This is a genomic window from Kitasatospora sp. Ki12, assembly GCF_054601375.1.
The window spans coordinates 1,759,448-1,776,511 of sequence record NZ_BAAIHT010000003.1 but is presented as its reverse complement, the minus strand read 5'-3'; the positions used below and the strand labels follow the sequence as shown (position 1 = coordinate 1,776,511).

General features: G+C 74.9%; 18 protein-coding genes. 8 read left to right on the top strand and 10 right to left on the bottom strand.

Annotated elements, in window-relative coordinates; translation table 11 throughout:
* Window positions 1-32: 32 nt before the first annotated feature.
* On the bottom strand, window positions 33-1,634 hold the full coding sequence (locus ACYP53_RS38380) for a Na+/H+ antiporter (protein ID WP_459650788.1): 1,602 nt from the start codon (window positions 1,632-1,634) through the stop codon (window positions 33-35).
* A gap of 56 nt (window positions 1,635-1,690) precedes the next feature.
* Here ACYP53_RS38380 and ACYP53_RS38375 point away from each other — a divergent pair, with 56 nt between their 5' ends.
* Both ACYP53_RS38375 and ACYP53_RS38370 read left to right on the top strand, forming a co-directional pair.
* The gene (locus tag ACYP53_RS38375) at window positions 1,691-1,960 is read left to right on the top strand and encodes a UBP-type zinc finger domain-containing protein (RefSeq protein WP_459650787.1); all 270 of its coding nucleotides are present in this window, start codon (window positions 1,691-1,693) and stop codon (window positions 1,958-1,960) included.
* Between the two features lie 123 nt (window positions 1,961-2,083).
* Entirely contained in the window at window positions 2,084-2,542 is a 459-nt protein-coding gene (locus ACYP53_RS38370; protein ID WP_459650786.1) for a MarR family winged helix-turn-helix transcriptional regulator, read from the top strand.
* Window positions 2,543-2,632: 90 nt separating this feature from the next.
* Here ACYP53_RS38370 and ACYP53_RS38365 read toward each other — a convergent pair whose 3' ends face one another.
* From ACYP53_RS38365 to ACYP53_RS38350, 4 genes are all read right to left on the bottom strand, one after another.
* Window positions 2,633-3,277 (bottom strand): response regulator, encoded by a 645-nt coding sequence (locus ACYP53_RS38365; protein ID WP_459650785.1) that lies wholly within the window; start codon window positions 3,275-3,277, stop codon window positions 2,633-2,635.
* Complete coding sequence (locus ACYP53_RS38360; RefSeq protein WP_459650784.1) at window positions 3,268-4,431, bottom strand: sensor histidine kinase; 1,164 nt, start codon at window positions 4,429-4,431, stop codon at window positions 3,268-3,270. The genes ACYP53_RS38365 and ACYP53_RS38360 overlap by 10 nt, the downstream gene beginning before the upstream one ends.
* A 56-nt stretch (window positions 4,432-4,487) precedes the next feature.
* The gene (locus tag ACYP53_RS38355) at window positions 4,488-5,189 is read right to left on the bottom strand and encodes a DedA family protein (protein ID WP_459650783.1); all 702 of its coding nucleotides are present in this window, start codon (window positions 5,187-5,189) and stop codon (window positions 4,488-4,490) included.
* A 161-nt stretch (window positions 5,190-5,350) separates the two neighbouring features.
* Window positions 5,351-6,163, bottom strand: a complete 813-nt coding sequence (locus ACYP53_RS38350; protein WP_459650782.1) for a nucleotidyltransferase domain-containing protein — start codon at window positions 6,161-6,163, stop codon at window positions 5,351-5,353.
* A gap of 200 nt (window positions 6,164-6,363) precedes the next feature.
* Here ACYP53_RS38350 and ACYP53_RS38345 point away from each other — a divergent pair, with 200 nt between their 5' ends.
* Window positions 6,364-7,578, top strand: coding sequence for a glycosyltransferase (locus tag ACYP53_RS38345; RefSeq protein ID WP_459650781.1), 1,215 nt, complete (start codon window positions 6,364-6,366; stop codon window positions 7,576-7,578).
* Window positions 7,579-7,701: 123 nt separating this feature from the next.
* On the opposite strand, the gene ACYP53_RS38340 is transcribed toward ACYP53_RS38345, so the two are convergent.
* Both ACYP53_RS38340 and ACYP53_RS38335 read right to left on the bottom strand, forming a co-directional pair.
* Window positions 7,702-8,670: a hypothetical protein gene (locus tag ACYP53_RS38340; protein WP_459650780.1), complete on the bottom strand. Its 969-nt coding sequence runs from the start codon at window positions 8,668-8,670 to the stop codon at window positions 7,702-7,704.
* On the bottom strand, window positions 8,667-9,200 hold the full coding sequence (locus ACYP53_RS38335) for a SigE family RNA polymerase sigma factor (RefSeq protein WP_459650779.1): 534 nt from the start codon (window positions 9,198-9,200) through the stop codon (window positions 8,667-8,669). The genes ACYP53_RS38340 and ACYP53_RS38335 overlap by 4 nt, the downstream gene beginning before the upstream one ends.
* A gap of 203 nt (window positions 9,201-9,403) precedes the next feature.
* On the opposite strand from ACYP53_RS38335, the gene ACYP53_RS38330 reads away from it, so the two are divergent.
* The 3 genes from ACYP53_RS38330 to ACYP53_RS38320 all read left to right on the top strand — a co-directional run bounded on the left by ACYP53_RS38330 (window position 9,404) and on the right by ACYP53_RS38320 (window position 12,286).
* Window positions 9,404-10,162 carry an alpha/beta fold hydrolase gene (locus ACYP53_RS38330; protein WP_189913939.1) on the top strand — a complete coding sequence of 253 codons (759 nt, stop codon included), beginning with the start codon at window positions 9,404-9,406 and terminating at the stop codon, window positions 10,160-10,162.
* Window positions 10,163-10,346: 184 nt separating this feature from the next.
* Window positions 10,347-11,078, top strand: coding sequence for a dienelactone hydrolase family protein (locus ACYP53_RS38325; protein ID WP_459650778.1), 732 nt, complete (start codon window positions 10,347-10,349; stop codon window positions 11,076-11,078).
* 296 nt (window positions 11,079-11,374) lie between these two features.
* Window positions 11,375-12,286, top strand: coding sequence for an urea transporter (locus ACYP53_RS38320; protein ID WP_459650777.1), 912 nt, complete (start codon window positions 11,375-11,377; stop codon window positions 12,284-12,286).
* 158 nt (window positions 12,287-12,444) lie between these two features.
* On the opposite strand, the gene ACYP53_RS38315 is transcribed toward ACYP53_RS38320, so the two are convergent.
* Together ACYP53_RS38315 and ACYP53_RS38310 are read right to left on the bottom strand one after the other, a co-directional pair.
* Complete coding sequence (locus ACYP53_RS38315) at window positions 12,445-12,882, bottom strand: protein-tyrosine phosphatase family protein (protein WP_459650776.1); 438 nt, start codon at window positions 12,880-12,882, stop codon at window positions 12,445-12,447.
* A 25-nt stretch (window positions 12,883-12,907) separates the two neighbouring features.
* Entirely contained in the window at window positions 12,908-13,501 is a 594-nt protein-coding gene (locus ACYP53_RS38310) for a TetR/AcrR family transcriptional regulator (RefSeq protein WP_189913935.1), read from the bottom strand.
* Between the two features lie 97 nt (window positions 13,502-13,598).
* Here ACYP53_RS38310 and ACYP53_RS38305 point away from each other — a divergent pair, with 97 nt between their 5' ends.
* Window positions 13,599-14,318 carry an SDR family oxidoreductase gene (locus tag ACYP53_RS38305; RefSeq protein WP_459650775.1) on the top strand — a complete coding sequence of 240 codons (720 nt, stop codon included), beginning with the start codon at window positions 13,599-13,601 and terminating at the stop codon, window positions 14,316-14,318.
* A 181-nt stretch (window positions 14,319-14,499) separates the two neighbouring features.
* On the opposite strand, the gene ACYP53_RS38300 is transcribed toward ACYP53_RS38305, so the two are convergent.
* A complete protein-coding gene (locus tag ACYP53_RS38300) occupies window positions 14,500-15,960 on the bottom strand; it encodes a helix-turn-helix transcriptional regulator (RefSeq protein ID WP_459650774.1) in 1,461 nt (486 codons plus the stop codon).
* 148 nt (window positions 15,961-16,108) lie between these two features.
* Here ACYP53_RS38300 and ACYP53_RS38295 point away from each other — a divergent pair, with 148 nt between their 5' ends.
* Window positions 16,109-17,038 (top strand): NADP-dependent oxidoreductase, encoded by a 930-nt coding sequence (locus ACYP53_RS38295; protein ID WP_459650773.1) that lies wholly within the window; start codon window positions 16,109-16,111, stop codon window positions 17,036-17,038.
* Window positions 17,039-17,064 lie beyond the last annotated feature (26 nt).

Genomic DNA, 17,064 nt, shown 5'->3' with positions numbered 1-17,064 from the left:
CAAGATTCCCTGGCCCCTGCTCCGGCACCCGCTCAGTCCTCCGTGTGCTCCAGCAGCGCCTCCTCGAAGTCCAGCCGCCGTACCAGCCGGCGCAGCAGTTCGTCGTCCATCCGGCCCGCGTCGCGCTGGGCGACCAGGGCCACCCGTTCCGCGTCGAGGGTCTCGCGGGCGAGGCGGCGGTAGGCGGAGTCGACGGATTCGCCGGTCTCCTCGTGGACGGGGGCGCCCATCCGCTCCCAGACGCCGTTGCGGCGGCGCTCCATCATCCGGCGCAGCCGGGCCTCCATCGCCTCCGGGACGCGGTTGCGCGGGTCCTCCAGCAGCTCGTCCAGCCTGGCCTCGGCCGCCTCGGAGGCCTCGTACTGGGCCTGGGCCTCGCGCAGCGTCTCGGTGGCCGGGTCCGGGGGCGGCATCGGCAGCCGTCGCACCAGGGCGGGCAGGGTCAGTCCCAGGACCAGCAGGGTGCCGAGGACCAGGGCGAAGACCAGGAACAGCACCAGGTCGCGCTGGGGGAAGGGGGTGCCGTCGTGCGTCGTCTCCGGGATGGAGAAAGCGACCGCCAGCGAGACCACCCCGCGCATGCCCGCCCAGGAGAGCACCACCGGCCGGGTCCACGCCGGACGGCCCTCCCGCTCCCGCACCCGCCGGCTCAGCAGGCCCGGCAGGTACGCCGCGGGCCAGGCCCAGACGAGGCGCAGCCCGATCAGGGCGGCCAGCAGCACCGCCGTCCACAGCGTCAGCTGCCCGGCCGAGAAGCCGTGCAACTTGCGGACGACCACCGGCAGTTGCAGGCCGATCAGGGCGAAGGTCACCGACTCCAGGATGAACGAGACCATCCGCCAGACCGCCTCCTCCTGCAGCCGCAGCGCGAAGTCGACGCAGTTGGCGTAGTGGCCGAGGTAGAGCCCCACCACGACGACCGCGATCACCCCCGAGGCGTGGAAGGCCTCCGCCGCCGCGTAGGCCGCGAACGGGACCAGCAACGAGAAGGTGTTGGCCAGCAGCGGGTCGCCGAGCCGCACCCGCAGCCGCTGGAGCGGCCACATCAGCACCAGTCCCACCGCCGTGCCGCCCAGCGCGGCCAGCAGGAACTCGCCCACCGCGCTGCCGAAGGAGAAGCCCTCGCCCACGGCCGCCGCGACCGCGACCCGGTAGGCGGTGATCGCCGTCGCGTCGTTCACCAGGCTCTCGCCCTGGAGGATCGAGACCAGCTGCGGGGGCAGCCCGACCCGGCGGGCGATCGCCGTCGCCGCCACGGCGTCCGGCGGGGCGATCACCGCGCCGAGCACGAAGGCCACCGCCACCGGCAGCCCCGGGACCAGCGCGTGCGCCACCAGGCCCATGGTCACCGTGCAGAACAGCACATAGCCGACGGAGTACAGGGTCACCGCCCGCAGGTTGGCCCGCAGGCTGGAGTACGAGGCGTCCTGGGCGGCCGTGTACAGCAGCGGCGGCAGGACCAGCGGCAGCACGATCTCGGGGTCGAGCGAGTAGTCGGGGACACCGGGCAGCTCCGAGGTCAGCAGGCCCGCCACCACCAGGAGCAGCGGCGCGGACAGCCCGTACCGGCGGGCGACGCCGGCGACCGCGGCGCTGCCCGCCACCAGGAAGAACAGGACGTTGGGGCCACTCATGGACATAGCGTCACAGAACCACACGAGTGGGGCCGCAGCCCCGTATCCTGGAGGCCATGTCCCCCTCCCGCCCCTGCGCCCACCTCGCGGACCTGCCCAGCCCGGAGCCGGCGCCGCTCACCGCCACCTGCCCGCACTGCGACCGGCTCGGCCAGCGCTCGGTCGCGCTGCGGCTGTGCCTGTACTGCGGCTTCGTCGGCTGCTGCGAGTCCACGCCCGGCTACTGGTCCGCCGAGCACCACCGGAGCACCGGCCACGCGGTCATCCGCAGCTTCGAGCCGGGGGAGAGCTGGCGCTGGTGCTTCGAGGACCGCCGGCTGGTCTGACCGCGGGCTGCCGAGGGCCCGCCTCGCGCTTGACCTGAAGTCAGCTTGAACTTCTAGGGTCGGTCCCATCGAAGCGATCGAGCGCGATCGAGCACGGTCGACGGGAAACGGAAGGTCCGGGCCATGGAGTACTCGCACAGCGACGCCGAACTGATCAAGCAGCCCATCGGCTACTGGACTTGGGCGGCCTACAAGGCCGTCGTCAGCCGCACCCGCGGCGCCCTGGAGGAGCTCGGCACCACGCAGCCGCAGTGGTGGGTCCTCGCCCAGCTCGCCCGCGCCGAGCGGCCGCGGACCCGCGACGACGTCTCCGGCGTCCTGCGCGACTACCTCGACACCGGGCAGGAGGCCCTGGGCGCCGAGATCGACGCCACCGTCGAGCGCGGCTGGGTCGTCGAGTCCGCCGGGGGCCGGCTCGACCTCACCGCCGAGGGGCGGGAGTTCTTCGACAGGGCGGCCGCCCTCCAGGACGAACTGTGGGCCGAGCGCCACGCGGGCATCACGGACGAGGAGTACCTGACCACCCTCAAGGTCCTCCAGCGGGTCGTCCACAACACGGGAGGGCGGGCCTGGCACCACTGAGGGCCCGTGTCCAGCTCGCCCGTGCCCCGCTCCGCCCTCCGCCCTCCGCTCTCCGCCCTCCGCTCTCCGCCCTACACGCCGACCTCCGCCCTACGCGCCGAGGTGGCGGAGGACGGCCAGGATGCGGCGGTTGTGGTCGGTGGTGCGGGGCAGCTCCAGCTTGTCGAAGACGGCGTTGAGGTTCTTCTCCACCGCGCTCTGCGAGATGTGCAGCCGCTGGGCGATCGCCGCGTTGGTCCAGCCCTGGGCGAGCGCCTCCAGCACGCTGCGCTCGCGCGGGGTGAGCGCCGCCAGCGGGTCGGTGCTGGTGGAGCGCACCACCAGCTGCCGCACCACCTCCGGGTCGATCACCGCGCCGCCCGCCGCGACCCGTACCAGGGCGTCCAGGAAGTCGTCGACCTCGGCCACCCGGTCCTTGAGCAGGTAGCCGACCCGCTCCGCGCCGGCGGCCAACAGCTGGGCCGCGTACCCGCGTTCGATGTGCTGGGAGAGCACCAGCACGCCGACCTCCGGCCACCGGGCGCGGATCTCCACCGCCGCCCGCAGTCCCTCGTCGGTGTGCGTCGGCGGCATCCGGATGTCCACCACCACGATGTCGGGCCGCCGCGCCGCGACCGCCGCGGTCAGGGCGGTCGCGTCGCCGACCGCCGCCAGGACCTCGTGGCCCTCCTCGGCGAGCAGCCGGACCAGGCCCTCCCGCAGCAGGGTCGAGTCCTCGGCGAGGGTCACGCGCATGGCAGCTCCGCGGTGATGACGGTCGGGCCCCCGGCGGGGCTGTCGACGTGGAGGGTTCCGTCGAGTGCGGCGAGCCGGCCGCGCAGGCCGGTCAGGCCGCTGCCCGCCGGGTCCGCGCCGCCGGCGCCGTCGTCCTCGACGCGGACGGTGAGCAGGGAGCCGGTCCGTCCGAGCCGCACCTCGACGGCCGAGGCGCGGGCGTGCTTGGCGGCGTTGGTGACGCACTCGGAGACCACGAAGTAGGCGGCCGTCCGCACGGGTTCGGGCAGTGGGCCGTCCACCTCGTACCGGAGGCGGAGCGGGATCGCGCAGCGCCCGGCCACCCCGCCCAGCGCCTCCTCCAGCCCGAGGGTGTCCAGCGCCGACGGGTACGCCCGCCAGGCCACCTCGCGCAGTTCGGTCAGCACCTCCCGCGCTTCCCGGTGGGCCTGGCGCAGCAGCGCGTCGGTCCGCTCCGGGTCCTGGTCGCGTTCCCGGCCGCGGCGCGCCCGGCCCAGCAGCATCGCCAGTGCCACCAGGCGCTGCTGGACGCCGTCGTGCAGATCGCGTTCGATCCGCCGCCGCTCCGCGTCCACGGCCCGGACCACCGCGGCGCGGCTGTCGGCGAGTTCGGCGACGCGGCGGCGCAGCAGCTCGGCCTCGGACGGGCCGAAGCAGGCGCGGGCGGTGCGGGCGTCCAGCGCCGCCAGCGAGTACAGGCCCTGCACGGCGAGGAACAGCAGCACCCCGCCCAGCAGTACCTGGGTCAGCAGTTCCTCCCCGCCGAGCGAGCCGCGCAGCACGCCCCGGACCAGCAGCCCGACCAGGACGGCCCCGAAGCCGAGCAGCGCCAGCACCGCCCCGGTGACCAGTCCGCCGCCGGCCCGCACCGCGAGGTAGCGCAGCAGCCTGTGGTCGTCCGCGCGGTAGTGGCGGGGGAAGCGGTCGCCGAAGAACGCGCGTCGCCGGGCCCGTTCGAGCGCGGCGAGGCGGCGCACCCCGGCCAGCAGGCTCCCGTACGCGTACGGGCGGGTGCGCGGCCAGAACAGGAACGGGCCGAGGGCGGCGCCGGTGAGCAGGAGGTGCAGCGCGGCGAGCGCGGCGGTCGGGACGCCGAGCAGGACTCCGGTGGCACGACGCGGCCATGACGCCGTGTCCGCTGTTCTCCCCCGCACGGGGTCCGAGCTTACGGGGTGGGGCGCGGCGGTGGCCGGGGTGGTCGCCCAGGTGGTCACCGGGTGCGGCGGTGCTGGGCGGTACCGGCGCCGCCGCGTCCGCCGCTGCGGCCACCGTTGCGCCCGCGGCCGCGCCAGCGCACCGCGACGTACCCGGTGGCGGCCAGCACGACCAGCGCGAGGACCACCTTGGACAGCAGGCCGACGTACGTCTCGACCACGTCCCAGCGGTCCCCGAGCAGGAACCCGGCCATCACCAGCACGCCGTTCCACACCAGGCTGCCCAGCGTGGTGAGCATGACGAACGCGGGCAGCGGCATCCGCTGCACCCCGGCCGGGACGGAGATCAGGCTGCGGAAGATCGGCACCATCCGGCCGAGCAGCACCGCCTTGGTGCCGTGCCGGGCGAACCACGCCTCGGTGCGCTCCAGGTCGGAGACCTTGACCAGCGGCAGCCGGGCCCAGATCGCGTGCATCCGCTCCCGGCCGAACAGCGCGCCGAACCAGTAGAGGACGACGGCGCCGAGGACGGAGCCGAGGGTGGTCCAGGTGAGCGCGGAGGCGAGGCTGATCACGCCCTGCCCGGCGGCGAAGCCCGTCAGCGGCAGGATCACCTCGCTGGGCAGCGGCGGGAACAGGTTCTCCAGGGCGATCGCCAGGCCGGCGCCGGGGCCGCCCAGGGTGTCCACCAGGTCGGCCGCCCAGCCTGCGAAGCCGTCGGCGGGCTGCTGGGCGACGGCGAGGACGGTGTGCGGCATGCGGGTCTCCCGGGGAGGTCGAAGTGGATGACTCCCACGCTAGGAACCGCGGCTCAGCGCCGGTATGGGGGTTTCCGGCGAGCCGGCTGCGGTTTTCCGCACCCCGGCACCCCGGCACCCTGCGGAGAACCGCAGGGTGCGGGCGACCGGCCGAGGACGGCTCAGCCGGCGAGTGCCGCGACGGTCTCCCGGGTCAGCTCCCGCGCCCGGGCGACCGTCGCCGCCAGCTCCGCCGGTGTGCCGCCGGGCGCGGCCAGCAGGGCGCGTACGCGCGGGCCGAAGTCCGGTGGGGCGGCGGCGAGTCGATCGGCGACGGCCAGGGCGCCCTTCTCGTTGAGGCACCACCGGCGGTCGTGCGCGTACAGGGCCTGGACCAGGACGCCGAACGCCCGGGACAGGCAGAGCGAGACGTACAGGGCGTCCGCGCCCGCGCCGCCGTCGGCGCTCTTCGCGGCGATGTCGAGCAGGAACCCGGCCTCCCAGGCGGCCGCGGTCAGGGCCCCGCGGAGCGGCTCGGGGTAGGCCGCGGTCTGCTCCTTGAGCCGGGTCAACTCGCCCGTGGGGTCGGCCAGTACCTGCCCGTACGCGACTTCGCCGGCGTAGCAGGGCGACCAGAAGCCGAGCGGATGGCCCGGTTGCACCCCGACCTCGTAGCGGCCCTCCCGGCAGTCCGTCCACACCCGCTCGACCCGGTCCAGGTCCCGCAGGATCCAGTCCACGGCGACCCCGTCGACCCGCAGCCACGCGCCGCCGTTCACCCACGGACCCCAGCCGCCGGGCCCGGCCAACTCCACCCCGGGGCCGGCCAACTCCCGTAGCCCGTCCAGGTCGAGCTCACCCCGGTAGTACACCCCGAGGTCCCAGTCCGACCCCGGCCGGTGCTCGCCGCGAGCCCGGCTCCCTCCGAGCATCACGCCCACCACGCCCGGCACCGCGGCCAGTTGCCCGGCCATCTTCTCGATGATCGTTCGCATGGACAGAGTCTGACAGAGACTGACGGAGACTGACGGAGCGAAAGACACAGAGGGGAGAGGGGTGAAGGGGTCGGGGGAGGTGGACTCACTCCCCGTCATGCTCAATGTATAGCGCACGAAGGGGCTTGCGGCAAGGCCCCGGTCATACCGCAGAATCACCAACTCAAGGCCGGGACCAGCGAAAACGGGAGAGTCACGAAGTGCGTGTGGTGTTGTCGACGTATGGATCGCGCGGGGACGTCGAGCCGCTGGCGGGGCTGGCACTGCGACTGCGGGAGCTGGGCGCGGAGGTGAAGGTGTGCGCGCCGCCGGACGAGGAGTTCGCGGCGCGGCTGGCCGAGGCCGGGATCGACCTGGTGCCGGTCGGGGAGAGCGTGCGCGCACTGGTGAGCGGGCCGCCGCCGGCGCCGGGGGATATCCCCAAGCGGGCGGCCCGGCTGGTCGAGCAGTTCTACGAGGCCGTGCTGGCGACGGCCGAGCCGGACGGCGCCGTGGTGGCGACCGGGCTGTTCCCGGCGGTGGCCGGCGCCCAGGCGGCGGCCGAGAAGCTGGGCGCGCGCTTCGCGTGCGTCGCGCTGCAGCCGCTCATGCTGCCCTCCCCGCACCACCGGCCGTTCGAGTACCCGATGATGCCGTACCCGGCGGATGTGACGGACAACCAGGAGCTGTGGGACCTCAACATCGGGGCGATGAACGCGCTCTTCGGCGAGCCGGTCAACTCCCACCGGACCGCCGTCGGGCTGCCGGTGGCCGAGAACGTCCGCGACCACGTCCTCACCGACCGCCCGTGGCTGGCCACCGACCCCACGCTCGACCCGTGGCGGCTCCCGGCCGACCGCGAGGTGGTGCAGACCGGCGCCTGGATCCTGCCGGACGACCGCCCGCTCTCCGCCGAGCTGGAGGCCTTCCTGGCGGCCGGCGAGGCGCCGGTGTACGTCGGCTTCGGCAGCATGCCGCTGCGTGACGCGGCGGACGCCGCCCGGGTGGCCGTCGACGCGGTCCGCGCGCAGGGCCGCCGGGTGCTGCTCGGCCGCGGCTGGGCCCAGCTGGCCGAGGTCGACGGCGCGGACGACTGCTTCGCCGTCGGCGAGGTCAACCAGCAGGCCCTGTTCCCCCGGGTCGCCGCCGTCGTCCACCACGGCGGCGCGGGTACCACCACCACCGCCGCCCGGGCCGGCGTGCCCCAGGTCCTCGTCCCGCAGATCGTCGACCAGCCGTACTGGGCGTCCCGGGTGGCCGAGCTGGGCATCGGCGTCGCCCACGACGGCCCCACTCCGACCGTCGACACCCTGTCCACCGCGCTCGCCCGGGCCCTCGCCCCCGCGGTCCGCGAGCGGGCGGCGGCCACCGCCGGCGAGCTGCGCACCGACGGGGCGGCGGTGGCGGCGAAGCTGCTGATGGACGCGGCGGGCTGAGCACGGCCCGCGACGGGGCGTGCGGGAGTGGGAAGTCGGTCCCGCCGACTTCCCACTCCCGCACGGGTCAGGACACCGGCGTCAGGACACCGGCGTCAGGACACCTGCGTCAGGAGGCAGGCGTCAGGAGGCGGGCTCCGTCAGGTACTTGGCTCCGGCGTCGGGAAGCTTCGTGCCGTTCTTGTCGAAGAACTGCCAGGACTTCGCCCGCATCGTCCCCGGGCGGGGGATCACCATGTGGCGGGTCGGGGAGTCGCCGACGGTGACGGGCGTGGGCTCGGTGGTCGTGCCGTCCTCCCAGGTCACCAGCACGCGGCCGACGTCGGGGCCGATGGACAGGTGCACCAGGTCGAGTGGGATCACGGGGACGTCGTCCTTGCCCCGGTGGCCGACCAGACCGCCGCCGAAGGTGTTCGCCATCCGCGGGTCGAGCTTGCCCGGGGACGGCGTGACGCCCTCGCTGTCGTGGCCGAGGCGCACCCCGTCCACCATGACGTAGGTGTTGATGACATCGGAGTCGGGGTCGTAGTAGTGCAGGACGAAGTCCTCCGTGGGCTTGGTGACGACCGGGTCGTAGGGGGCGCGCTCCTGCCACACCGCCAGCGCCTGCTCGTACGCCCGCTCCTTCGGCGCCACCGGCCAGAGCGCCTGCCAGAGCTCCCAGGTCTTGCCGTTGACGACGCCCTTCCCGAGCCGGACCCGGATCGGGCTGAACGGATCGCGCACGCCCGGGACGATCGCGCCCACCGTCACCGCCGGCTCCGGCTGAGCGGCCGCGGCTCCGGCACCGGCACCGGCACCGGCTCCGGCACCGGCACCGGCTCCGGCACCGGCTCCGGCTGCGGCGGGGGCGACCGAGGCGGCCCGGGCGGCCGCCGGGTCCGGCCGCAGCTGCGCCAGCGCCCCGCCCGTCAGGGCCACCACCGAGGCCAGCGCCACCGCGCCGACCACCGTACGGCGGCGGTGCCGCAGCCGGCGGCCGCCCGCCAGGATGTCCGCCACCGGCGCCGGGCCGATCCGCGCACCGTCGGCCGCCTCGGCCAGGCCCAGGCCGATCCACGGGTCCTTGCCGTGCTCCACGTCCGCGCTCATACCGCTCCTCCGATGTGTGTCGTGTCCTTGAGCCCCACCAGCTCCGTGACCTGCCGCAACCGCGCGATGCCCTTGGCCGCGTGGCTGCGCACCGCGCCCACCGAGCAGCCCATGGCGGCCGCCGTCTGGCTGTCGCTCAGGTCCTCCCAGTGCCGCAGCACCACGGCCTCCCGCTGGCGCGGCGGCAGGGTGGCCAGCGCCGTCATCAGCGCGCCGCGCTGGTCGGCCCGGGCGAACCCGCCCTCCACGCCGACCGCGTCCGGCACCGCGTCCACCAGCAGCTCCGGCGGCCGGCGCCGCCAGCGGCGGGCGTGCTGGTTGACCAGGATCCGCCGCACGTAGGCGTACGGGTCGTCCGCCCGGCGCACCTTCGACCAGGCCGCGCAGGCCTTCTCCGCGGCGGACTGCACCAGGTCCTCCGCCGCGTACTGCTCACCGGCCAGCAGGTATGCCGTCCGCACCAGGCGAGGCCAGACCGCGACGATGAACGCCTGGATCTCCTCGTCCCGCCCGTTCTTCGGTTCTCCCATGAGCACCTCCTCACCCACCCAGAGCCCGGGGGCGGCCGGAAGCGCTTACTCCCGCCCGGGCCCGTCTCGTCCGTCTCCGATGAGCACGGACGGCGGGGGCGGTGGGGATCGACGGGGCTCGGTGGGGTTCGGTGGAGGGGGTTCGCCGCGGCCGGGAAAAAATCCCTTGGGGATCGGCGGGCGGGCCGCTAGCATCCGACCTGATGATCATTTCTCATGACGTAGCAGGCAGTGGGCCCGCCGTGGTGCTGCTGCACTCCTCGGTGTGCGACCGACGGATGTGGGACGCGCAGTGGCAGCCGCTGCTCGACGCCGGGTACCGGGTGGTGCGGGCGGACTTCCACGGGTTCGGCGAGACGCCGCTCTCGGAGGTCCCGTACAGCGACTCCCGGGACGTCCTCGCCCTCCTGGACCACCTGGGCATCGAGTCCGCGGCGCTGGTCGGCGCCTCGCACGGCGGGCGGATCGCCCTGACGGTGGCCGCGCTGCGGCCGCGGGCCGTCACCGCGCTGGCGCTGCTGGCGGCGGGCATGCCCGGGCACGAGCCCAGCGAGACGCTGCGGGCGTTCGGCGGGCGCGAGGACGAGCTGATCGAGGCCGGGGACATCGACGGGGCCGTCGCGCTGAACGTCGACACCTGGCTCGGCCCGGAGGCCGGCGCCGAGGTGCGCGAGAACGTCCGGCGGATGCAGCGGCACGCGTTCGACGTGCAGATGGAGGCGACCGTCGGCCCGGACAAGGAGGAGGTCGACCTCTCGCTGGTCACCGCCCCGACGCTGGCCGTCGGCGGCGCGCACGACCTGCCGGACTTCCGGGAGATCGCCGCGACCCTCCCGACCGTCCTCCCGAACGCCCGGCACCTGGAGCTGCCGTGGGCCGGCCACCTGCCGAGCCTGGAGCGGCCGGAGGAGACGACCGCGCTGCTGCTGGACTTCCTGAAGGAGAACGCGGCCGCGCAGTAGCGGCCGGGACGTACCAAGGCCGAGGAGTGGGACGTCGGATCCGCCGACTTCCCACTCCTCGCCGCTTGTGCGGCCGTGTTGCCGCCGCGGTGACTGTCCTGCGCCGCCCGGAACCCGGCGGCGTTCACCGGCCGAGTGCGCGATCAGCCGGACTCGAACGTGTGTCGGGGGCCATGATGGCCGGGTGGACTTCACCTCGGAGATCGGCTCGGACGGCGTCGCGCAGCGCGGCTTCACCCTCGGCGGAGTGCCCGGAGTGCTCTGGCAACCGGACGGACCGCCCCTCGACGGGCGGCCGTTGGTGCTGCTGGCGCACGGCGGCGGCGGGAACCGGCTGACGGTCGCGGAGCGCGCCCGGCGGTGTGTCCTGCGGTACGGCTTCGCGGCGGTGGCGCTGGACGCGCCGGGGCACGGGGAGCGGCCGCGCACCGCGCAGGACGAGCGGTTCGTCACGGAGATCGGGGAGTTGCTGGCGGCCCGCCGCCCGATCAGCGCCTGGGTGGCGAGGCACACCGCGGCCCTCGCGGAGCGGGCGGTGCCCGAGTGGGTGGCCGTCCTGGACGCGCTGGGCGCGGTGGGGGAGGGCCTCGGGCCGGTCGGGTTCTGGGGGCTGTCGCTGGGCAGCGTGGTCGGGATCCCGCTCGCGGCGGCCGAACCGCGGATCTCCGCCGGGGTGTTCGGGCTGGCGGGCCACCCGGCGCAGGCGGAGGCGGCGCAGCGGGTGGGCGTGCCGCTGGAGTTCGTCGTGCAGTGGGACGACGAGCTCGTCCCGCGCGAGGGGGCGCTGGCGCTGTTCGGCGCGTTCGGCTCGCGGGAGAAGACGCTGCACGCCAACCCCGGGGGTCACCTGGAGGTGCCGGACCACCAGGTGGCGGCCTCGGAGCGGTTCCTGGTCCGGCATTTGGGCCGCGAGTAAAATTTCGCAAAGAAGTTCCTGGTGGAGGGGCCCTTCGCGCCCGGCCAGCTTCAACAAAATGTTGCAGATCAGCTGCCCTGTGGTGACGCTCCGCCGATCCGGCGTAGCGCGCCGTGTGCGCCCGTGCCCGCATTCCGCGGCTGTACGGTTCCGGGGGAATCGCCGGGGGTGGCCTGCAACCGCACCGGCCGTACCGGGAATTGGTGCGAGGTATGGGGCAGTACAAGGGCGGGGAGAGAGCGGTCGAGGCCGTTCGTCCGACATCCGCATCCGTGATCGGATCCGGACCTCTCAGGGTGGTCGCCGAAGTCCTGCGCGGCGTCGCGCAGGTCGACTTCATGCCCTCCGTGGTGTGCGGGGCCCTCTTCGTGGCCGCACTGTTCGCGGCCGGCCCGGCGTACGGGCTCTACGGCCTGCTCGGCAGCGCCGTCTCCACCGCCGTCGCGTACGGGCTGGGGCTCGACCGGCGCGCGGTCGGCATCGGGCTGCACGGGTACAACGGCTGCCTGGTCGCGCTCGGTTGCGCCGTCCTCCTCGGCGGCGGGCGGCCGGCCACGGTCGCGGTGGCGGTCCTCGGGTCCGCCGTCGTCGTGGTGGTCACGGCCGGGCTCGGGACCGTCCTGTCGACCTGGCGGCTCCCGGCGCTCACCGCGCCGTTCTGCCTGGTCTCGACGGCCCTCGAGGCCGCCGCCCCGGGCCTGCGACGGCTGTGGCGCGGCGCGGCCGAACCCGCCGCCCTGCCGGTGGCCGCCGTCGGGGAGACCGGGCTGGGCTGGGACCGGCTCTGGCGCGGGTTCTTCGCCAACATCGGCCAGGTCTTCCTGCTGCCCCAGTGGTACGTCGGCCTGCTGTTCCTGGCCGGCCTGTTCGCGGCGAGCCGGCTCGCGGGCGTCATGGCCTGCGCCGGCAGCGCCACCGCACTGCTCACCGCCTGGGCGTTCGGCGCGCCCGCCGAAGCCGTCGGGCAGGGACTGCTCGGCTACAGCGGCGTGCTGGTGGCCCTCGCGCTCTGCGGAGTGTTCGTCGCCCCGAGCGCCTGGAGCGCGGCCTACGCCCTGCTCGGCGCGGCCACCGCCACCGTACTGACCCCGGCGCTCGACGCGATCTGCGCGCCCTTCGGCGGGCACGCCTTCACCTGGCCGTTCGTGCTGACCGCGATGCTCTTCCTGGCGGCCGTACCGGCCGTTCCCCGGCTGCGCCGGGTCTGAACCTCCGTCCGACTCCCTTGCACTTCACCTGAGGGGCCGTTCGCCGGGCCGTCCGTCGGGGTCGTCCGTGGGGGTCGTCCGTCGGGGCCGTCCGTCGAATCCGTCCGTTGGGTCCGACCGTCGGGGCCGTCCGGATGTCGGGGGTCTCGTTCGGCCGCCTACGCCAGCCGCTCGACGAACTTCCGCTGCCACGGCGTCTCGACGGCGTGCCGGCTGTAGTGCTCCCGTACGTAGGCGACCGCCTCCGCGGCCGGGACGCCGTCCAGGACGGCGATGCAGGCGAGCGCCGTGCCCGTGCGTCCGCGCCCGCCCGCGCAGGCGAGCTCGACGCGTTCGGTCGTGGCGCGCTGCCAGGCGTCGCGGAAGGCGTCGGCCGCGTCCGCGCGGTCGCTCGGCAGCCGGAAATCGGGCCAGCGCACCCAGCGGTGCTCCCACTCGATGTCCTGCGGCGGCCGGCCCAGCAGGTAGAGGCCGAAGGCGGGCGGGGGCCCGGGCGGCAGCGGACGGCTCAGGCCGCGGCCGCGCAGGAGGCGGCCGGAGGGCAGCCGCAGGAGGCCGGGGGTCTCGGGATCCCAGGTGGTCGGCCGGTCGGTCATGTCGCCCCTCTCCGATTGGACGTCGTCAGTTGCCACCGTAGGTCAGCACGCCGACCAGCTCCTCGACGAGCAGGTCGTCGAGCTCCTGTCCGGTGGCCAGCAGCCGGTACCAGACGACGCCGAAGACCAGGTCGACGGCGGTGCCGACGGACAGGCCGGGCGGGAGTTCGCCGCGCAGCCTGGCCCGGTCGAGCAGGGCGCCGAGCGCGTCGCGTCGCGGCCGCAGGAAGGACGCGCGGAACCGCTCGCCGAACGCGGGGTCGATCTGCGCCTCCGCCATGAGCGCGCGCAGTCCGGCGGCGACCTCGGGGCGGCGGCCCAGCACCATGCTGGCGCGCAGGAACTCCCGCAGGTCGGCCGGGTGGCTGCCGGTGTCGGGCACCGGCACGTACAGGTCGGCCTTGGTGGCCAGTGCGTCCATCAGGACGTCGGCCTTGGCGGGCCACCAGCGGTAGATGGTCTGCTTCCCGGTGCCCGAGCGGGTCGCGATGCCCTCGATGGTGAGGGCGGCGTAGCCGACCTCGGCGAGGAGCTGGAAGGCGGCGGTCAGGATCGCCAGTCGGCTCTCCTCGCTGCGCTTCCGGCCGGGGCGGGGGAGATCTGCTCGTTGCTCGGTCACGGTCGGCACGCTACCGTAATTCGAGACGAGACGTCACGGTTCGAAATTGCCGTCGGCATCGGACCTGGAAGTTTTTCCATCGGGGAGATGAGCGTTCGTGAACAAGCACACCGCACTGGTCGTCGGCGGGACCTCCGGAATCGGGCTGGCCACCGCGCGCCGGCTGCACGGCCTCGGCGCCGCCGTCCACGTCGTCGGCCGCGACCAGGAGAAGCTGGCAGCCGTCGCCGGCACCGACCCGGAGCTCACCGGCCACCGGGCCGACGGCGGCGACCGGGCGCAGATCGCCGGGGTGATCGAGTCGATCGGGCGGATCGACTGGCTGGTCGTCACGCTCGCCGGCAGCGAGGGCCCCGGCCCGATCGCCGACCTGGACCTCGCCATGCTGCGCCGCGCCTTCGACGCCAAGTTCTGGGGGCACCTCACCACCGTCCAGGCCGCCCTGCCGCACCTCGCGCCCACCGGGTCGATCACCCTGCTCGGCGCGACCACCGCCCGCTCCGGAATCCCCGGCACAGCCGGCATCGCGGCGATCAACGGCGCCGTCGAAGCCCTGGTCAAGCCGCTCGCGGCGGAGCTGGCGCCGATCCGGGTCAACGGCGTTTCCCCGGGGCTGGTCGACACGCCCTGGTGGAACGGGCTGCCCGAGGAGGCGCGGAAGGCCTACTTCGCCCAGGCCGCCGAACAGCTGCCCGCCCGGCGGGTCGCCACCGCCGAGGACATCGCGGACGTGGTGGTGCTGGCGGCGACCAACCGCAACCTCACCGGCACCGTCATCGAGGCGGACGGCGGGGCCCGGCTGGTCACCCTGGGCTGAGCTCCGTCCGCGATGTCGGCGGGATGCGCGGGGCTCCCCGCCGTCCGACCGCGCGGTCCGCCCCCGCCGTCCGACCACGCTGCCCGACCGCGCCGTCCGGCCACGCTGTCCGGCCGCGCCGCCCGGCCACGCTGTCCGACCGGGCCGCCCGGCGGGGCGGCAGGGCGGGGGCGTTCGGGGCTCAGGACGCCACGTGGAGCCCCACCGTCCCGTTCGGCAGCCCGGCGCGGTGGGCCAGGGCCGCCGCCTCGCCGCGCGAGGCCACGCCCAGCTTCGCCAGGATGTTGGCGACGTGGAACTTCACCGTCGACTCGCTGATGTGCAGCGCCGCGGCGATGTCGCGGTTGCGCCGGCCCTGGGCGAGCTGGTCGAGGACCTCCGACTCGCGCGGCTGGAGGCCGGCCAGAGGATCGGAGACGAGGGCGGGCTCGGGGAGGGTGAGCGGCAGGTCGACCGTCACCGTGGTGCCCCAGCCGGGGACCGCCTCGACGGTGCAGCGCCCGCCGAGCGCGGCGATGCGGTCGGCGGTGCGGTGGACGGCGAGGGCGTCGACGGCCAGCACGCCCAGGCCGTCGCCGCGGACCACCGCCCGTAGCGCGTCGTCCGCGGTGAACTGCCAACTCACGTGCAGGCGGCCCGGCTTCTCCTGTTCCAGCATCAGCAGGACGGCCGCCCGGACGGCGTCCCGGGCGGTGTGCGCGGCGTCGGCGGGCACCGAGCGGGCGGCCTCGGCCGGAGGCGCCGCGTCCAGCCGCACCCGGGTGTGCCGCAGCAGCGGACGCAGCTCCCGGGCGAGCCGGGCGAAGGCGGCGTCGGCGGGCTCCTCGCTGAGCGCGCGGTCCAGGTCGGCGCCCCGGCGCAGGTCGAGCAGGGCGGTGACGGCCAGCTCGGTGGCGCTGCGGCGGGCCGTCGCGTCGTCCAGGTCCGCCGAGCGCAGCGGCGCCAGGATCGCGCTGAGCGCCGCGCTGTGCGTGCCGGTGAACTCGGCGATGGCCCGGGCGCGGGCGTTGGCCGAGACGCGGGAGGCCGCCGCGTTCCTGGGCCCGGCGTCGGTGGAGCGGTGGTCGGAGTGGGCGATGACCAGCTCCCACAGCTGCTGCAGCACGGCGAGCGCCCCCGGCGGCACGGGTGCGGCGTCCGCCCGGACGAGGACGAGGACGGCGCCGTTGCCGGTGGTCGGTCCGCCGGTGGCGGGTCCTTCGGTGGACGGTCCGGTGCCGCCGTCCGGGGTGGCGCCGGCTGATGTGCCGCCGTCCGGTGTGCCGCTCGGGGTGGCGGTGACGACGACCACCGGCCGGGTGCGGCCCGCGAGTTCGGCCTCGCCCTGCCAGGGGCGGCCCGCCGAGGTGGTCGCGGTGGTCCGCTCGGCCAGCCGGGACAGCTCCAGGCTGCTGATGCCCTCGGTCAGTTCGGGCAGGCCGTGGGCGTGCGTGGGGGAGAAGGTGCAGGCGCCGCTGAGCTGGGCGATCGCCACGTGCGGCACGAGGGTGCCGAGCGTCCGGGAGAGGCGGGGCAGGATGTCCGGCCGTGGCGCGCGCAGCACCTCGACGGCCCGCGCCAGCGCGTCCTCGGGGCGGCCCCAGGCCTCCTGCCACCGCTCGTCCGCGCCGCTCGTCCCGTTCACGCCGTCCGCACCATCCATGGCGCCGAGTCTAGTCCGGTCACGACCGGACCCACCTGGCCGTTCGGACAGGTCGAACCGTCCGAAAGGCTTGGTCTCCGACCCTGGCATCGGGGCCAGGATGGGAACCGACGGACAGACCAACTCGCAGAAACCCCAAGGAGCTTCCATGACCAAGGCGATCGCCTTCCACGAGTACGGAAGCGCGGACGTGCTGCGTCCGATCGACATCGAGCTGCCCGCCCCCGGGCCCGGCCAGGTGCGGGTCGCGGTCCGCGCCGTGGGCGTCAACCCGCTGGACCACAAGGTGCGCAGCGGCGCGATGGCCGGGATCTTCCCGGTCACCTTCCCCGCCGTGCCCGGCTACGAGCTGGCCGGTGTGGTGGAGGCGGTCGGCGAGGGCGTGAGCGGCTTCGCCCCCGGCGACGAGGTGTTCGGCGCCGTGATGGGCGGCGGCTACGCCGAGCACGCCCTGGTGCCCGCCGCGATGCTCGCCCACAAGCCGGCCTCGCTGGGCTGGGCGGAGGCCGCGGCGATCCCGGTCGCGGCCGAGACCGCCGAACGGTCGCTGGCGCTGCTGGGCGCGCAGGCCGGCGAGACCCTCCTGGTCCACGGCGCCGCGGGCGGGGTCGGCACGGTGCTGCTGCAGTTCGCCCGGGCCCGCGGGATCACCGTCATCGGCACCGCGAGCGAGGCCAACCACGACCACCTGCGCGAGCTCGGCGCGATCCCCGTGACGTACGGCGACGGCCTGGCCGAGCGGGTGCGGGCCGTCGCCCCGGGCGGGGTGGACCGGGCCTTGGACGCGGCCGGGAAGGGCGATGTGCTGCCGCTGTCCGTCGAGCTGACGGGCAGTACGGACCGGGTCCTGACCATCGCCGACTTCGAGGGCGCGCAGAAGTACGGCATCCGCGTCACCGGCGGCTCCGACGGCGTCGAGTTCCACCACCAGAACGCCTACGCCGCCGCGATCGCCCTGCACGAGGCCGGCACCCTGCGGCTGCCGCTGCACCGGGTGTTCCCGCTGGCGGAGGCGGCCGAGGCGCAGCGGATCAGCGAGCTCGGGCACCTCCGGGGCAAGATCGTCCTGACGGTCTGACGGTCTGACGGTCTGACGGCCGGCCC

Excerpts from the sequence above, each read along its gene's own strand:
- ACYP53_RS38380 (WP_459650788.1), bottom strand. The coding sequence starts at position 1,634 with ATGAGTGGCCCCAACGTCCTGTTCTTCCTGGTGGCGGGCAGCGCCGCG.
- ACYP53_RS38375 (WP_459650787.1), top strand. The coding sequence starts at position 1,691 with ATGTCCCCCTCCCGCCCCTGCGCCCACCTCGCGGACCTGCCCAGCCCG.
- ACYP53_RS38370 (WP_459650786.1), top strand. The coding sequence starts at position 2,084 with ATGGAGTACTCGCACAGCGACGCCGAACTGATCAAGCAGCCCATCGGC.
- ACYP53_RS38365 (WP_459650785.1), bottom strand. The coding sequence starts at position 3,277 with ATGCGCGTGACCCTCGCCGAGGACTCGACCCTGCTGCGGGAGGGCCTG.
- ACYP53_RS38355 (WP_459650783.1), bottom strand. The coding sequence starts at position 5,189 with ATGCCGCACACCGTCCTCGCCGTCGCCCAGCAGCCCGCCGACGGCTTC.
- ACYP53_RS38350 (WP_459650782.1), bottom strand. The coding sequence starts at position 6,163 with ATGCGAACGATCATCGAGAAGATGGCCGGGCAACTGGCCGCGGTGCCG.
- ACYP53_RS38340 (WP_459650780.1), bottom strand. The coding sequence starts at position 8,670 with ATGAGCGCGGACGTGGAGCACGGCAAGGACCCGTGGATCGGCCTGGGC.
- ACYP53_RS38335 (WP_459650779.1), bottom strand. The coding sequence starts at position 9,200 with ATGGGAGAACCGAAGAACGGGCGGGACGAGGAGATCCAGGCGTTCATC.
- ACYP53_RS38330 (WP_189913939.1), top strand. The coding sequence starts at position 9,404 with ATGATCATTTCTCATGACGTAGCAGGCAGTGGGCCCGCCGTGGTGCTG.
- ACYP53_RS38315 (WP_459650776.1), bottom strand. The coding sequence starts at position 12,882 with ATGACCGACCGGCCGACCACCTGGGATCCCGAGACCCCCGGCCTCCTG.
- ACYP53_RS38300 (WP_459650774.1), bottom strand. The coding sequence starts at position 15,960 with ATGGATGGTGCGGACGGCGTGAACGGGACGAGCGGCGCGGACGAGCGG.
- ACYP53_RS38295 (WP_459650773.1), top strand. The coding sequence starts at position 16,109 with ATGACCAAGGCGATCGCCTTCCACGAGTACGGAAGCGCGGACGTGCTG.